Source organism: Hoeflea sp. (assembly GCF_984452065.1).
Map to the genome: position 1 here is coordinate 1 of NZ_CFHWAF010000237.1, position 3,181 is coordinate 3,181.

Sequence of the window (3,181 nt, forward strand, 5' to 3'; positions counted from 1 at the left end):
CGATCTGAAATGCGCGCATTACGACGGAGGGGCATTGCCACGCGGCCCGGCATGAAACCAGGGTCCGCAAAACACTGGACGGAATATCGCGAATGAACGAAGCAATCAAAGACGTGCAGCCGGACGGCGAAAACCCGGCCGAACCGGCCGCCAAATATTCGATTTCCGGTGGTTTCGTCTCGCTGCTGGCGAAACTGAAAATTTCCCTTGCCGTCACCTCGTACCAATCCGGACGCCTTTACATGCTGGGCCACAATCCCAAGGGCGGCCTGATGGTCAATGAGCAGTATTTCCAGAAGGCCATGGGGCTGCACTATCGCGATGGCGTGCTGTATATGGCGACGCTTGCCAATATCTACCGGATGCGGAACATCCTGCGGCCGAACGAGGTGATGGACGGGCAGTTCACCGACTGTTTCGTGCCGCGCACGACGCATCTGACGGGTGTTCTGGATGCGCACGATGTCGGCGTCACGGACGATGACAGGATCCTGTTCGTGAACACGCGGTACAATTGCATTGCCGAAGTCTCGGATATCCATGCGTTCAAACCCTGGTGGAAACCGCAATTCATCTCGGCCATCGTCGCCGAGGACCGCTGCCATCTGAACGGCATGGCGATGCAGGATGGCATGCCGAAATACGTGACCGCCGTCAGCAAGTCGGATAGCATCGACGGCTGGCGCGACCGGCGCGCCGACGGCGGCATCGTTATTGACGTTGAAAAGAACGAGATCGTCTGCGAAGGGCTTTCCATGCCGCATTCGCCGCGCCTTTACCAGGGCAAGCTCTGGCTCCTGAATTCGGGAACCGGCGAATTCGGCTGGGTGGACCTGTCAAAGCCGGACCCCGGCGCGCGGTTCACGCCGGTGGTGTTCTGCCCCGGCTTCGTGCGCGGCCTCGCATTCCACGGCAAATACGCCTTCGTCGGTCTGTCCAGGCCGCGCTATGAGCGGTTCGAGGGCCTTGAACTCGACACCAGACTCGAACAGGCCGACAGCGAAGCCTGGTGCGGCGTGCAGGTCATCGATCTCAATTCCGCAAGCTGTGCGCAGTGGTTCCGCATCGACGGGAAAATCGGTGAGCTCTACGATGTGGAAGTGCTGCCAGGTACCGGCTGCACGCGCTCCTACGGCTTTCTTACAAAGGATGTGCTGGGGATCATCACGCTCGACGATCATGATCTGTGATCCGCGCCGGTCGGGGCCGGTGTTTGCCGATCCGTAAGGCGAACGCTTTGGGCCTGGTGTACTCGCGGCCTATTCGACCGCCTTCAGGGAGCCGCGCAGCCGAAGGGAGCTCTGCAGCTGTGACGATTCGCCGGAACTGTCCTTTTCCACCATCCGGATGAGCTCGTCGGCGGCGAGGCGGCCCATGCGCCTGTGCGGAACGTGGACCGTGGTCAGTTGCGGCGTGACGATGCGCGCGAGTTCGATATCGTCGAACCCGGTAATCGAAACATCGTTCGGCACATTGAGGCCCATCTCCCGCGCCCGCTGCATGGCGCCGACGGCAAGAACGTCGTTGCCGCACATGATGGCGGTCGGGCGTCTGCGTCCCCGCATCAGTCTTTCGAACGCGTTTGCGCCGTTCTCGATCTCATAGGGCGTTTCGATCACGGGGGCACGATCCGGATCGAGCCCGTGCGCATTGAGACTGTCCCTGATGCCTTGCAGCCTCCCGGCCGCCCGGTCGTTGCCCTCGACAATGCCGGATATGACCGCAATCTCCCTGTGGCCCATCGACAGCACCGTGTTGGAAAGCTCCAGCATCGAGGCTCTGTTGTCGAAACCGACCGACGGCAAGGGGCTGTTATCGGAAAACGCCCATGCGACAAGCGTCGGGAAGTGGCGGCGCTCCAGATAGTCGTAAACGGATTTGTCCCGTTCGTAGCCGATGAGCAACAGCCCGTCCGCGCCGCGCGAGACCAGCGATCTGATCTGCTCGGCCTCCAGTTCCGGCCGGTAGGCGGTGCTGGAGACCAGCAGCGTGTATCCCTTTTCGTCAAGCCTTTCCTGAAAGGCCTGCAGGCCCCGCGCGAAGATCGCGTTCTCCATGGTCGGAATGATGGCGCCGATCGTGAAGGTCCGCTTTGCGGCCATGGCGCGGGCGCCGAAATTCGGCGTGTAGCCCAGCAGTTCCACCGCGCTCATCACCTTGTCCCTGGTTTGTTCCGAAACAAGGTCCGACGTGTTCAGACACCGGGAAACCGTGGCGGTCGAAACACCGGCCTCGCGGGCAACATCGTCCAGTGTCGGGGTCGCGTGATCGGTTGTCGCGTTCAATTTCGCCTCGTTTGCGCCTTTGCGGACAATTTAATTCGGAACGTCCGAATCTGCATCCAGAAAAGATACGTGTTTGCAGGAGGATAATGAAAGCGCTTGCATAGATCCACTGCAAGCCCTTGCATAAGTTTGATGAAAGCGCTTACATTAAGCAAAATCCAGATGAAAGCCGAGCGTGAAAATGCCCCTTTATGCCTCCCTGATCGTGTTTGTCATTTACTTCGCGAACGTCGCGATGGGTGCCTTTGGCGGGCAAACATTCCTCGGGGATGTCGGCGAAATGCTGGTTCTTTTTGCCGCGTCGATACTCTTCGTCGTTGGAATTTTGCAGGAGGAGGCTGCCCGCAAACTCAAGGATGGCAGCTAGTGTTTCATGGCAGCTAGTGTTTCTATGGGAGGAAACCGAATGAAAGATGACCGCAGGGAACCTGCATCGGCAGAGCGCCGTAATTTTCTCAAACTGACAGCAGCCGGCGGCTTTACCGCCGCAATGGTCGCGGGCGCCGGCGGTGTGCTGTGGTCGTCGCAAGCGGTGGCGCAGACAGCCAGGGAAGAACGCGAGCGGGAAAAGGCCGCCGATCACGTCATGACGATCGCCACGGCTTACGTGCTCGGCGCGTCGAGAAGCTATCCGATCATGCAGCTGGACCTGAAGGAAAACATCCAGAACGCCACCAACGGCAAGGTCTATGTCAAGCTGGCGCCCGGCGGCCAGCTCGGGGCGGGTGGCGCTCTGGTGCAGAAAGTGCAGGGCGGAACAATCCAGGCGGCACAGCATTCGCTGTCGAACTTCGCGCCCTTTGCGTCAACCGTGGACCTCATCAACATGCCGTATCTGTGCGGATCCAATCAGCGCTTCACCAATCTGGTGACGTCGGAATTCTGGAAGAACGAAG

General features: G+C 59.8%; 3 protein-coding genes and 1 pseudogene. 3 read left to right on the top strand and 1 reads right to left on the bottom strand.

Annotated elements, in window-relative coordinates; translation table 11 throughout:
- The first annotated feature begins 92 nt into the window (after nucleotides 1–92).
- Nucleotides 93–1,190, top strand: a complete 1,098-nt coding sequence (locus tag AC5E6N_RS23860; RefSeq protein WP_491750148.1) for a TIGR03032 family protein — start codon at nucleotides 93–95, stop codon at nucleotides 1,188–1,190.
- Nucleotides 1,191–1,259: 69 nt separating this feature from the next.
- On the opposite strand, the gene AC5E6N_RS23865 is transcribed toward AC5E6N_RS23860, so the two are convergent.
- Nucleotides 1,260–2,285: a LacI family DNA-binding transcriptional regulator gene (locus AC5E6N_RS23865; protein ID WP_491750149.1), complete on the bottom strand. Its 1,026-nt coding sequence runs from the start codon at nucleotides 2,283–2,285 to the stop codon at nucleotides 1,260–1,262.
- A gap of 181 nt (nucleotides 2,286–2,466) precedes the next feature.
- On the opposite strand from AC5E6N_RS23865, the gene AC5E6N_RS23870 reads away from it, so the two are divergent.
- The gene (locus AC5E6N_RS23870; protein WP_491750150.1) at nucleotides 2,467–2,652 is read left to right on the top strand and encodes a hypothetical protein; all 186 of its coding nucleotides are present in this window, start codon (nucleotides 2,467–2,469) and stop codon (nucleotides 2,650–2,652) included.
- A gap of 39 nt (nucleotides 2,653–2,691) precedes the next feature.
- A pseudogene (locus AC5E6N_RS23875) lies at nucleotides 2,692–3,181 on the top strand (C4-dicarboxylate ABC transporter); the annotation flags it as partial.

Coding starts and splice junctions, on each gene's coding strand:
- AC5E6N_RS23870 (WP_491750150.1), top strand. CDS start 2,467: ATGCCCCTTTATGCCTCCCTGATCGTGTTTGTCATTTACTTCGCGAAC.
- AC5E6N_RS23860 (WP_491750148.1), top strand. CDS start 93: ATGAACGAAGCAATCAAAGACGTGCAGCCGGACGGCGAAAACCCGGCC.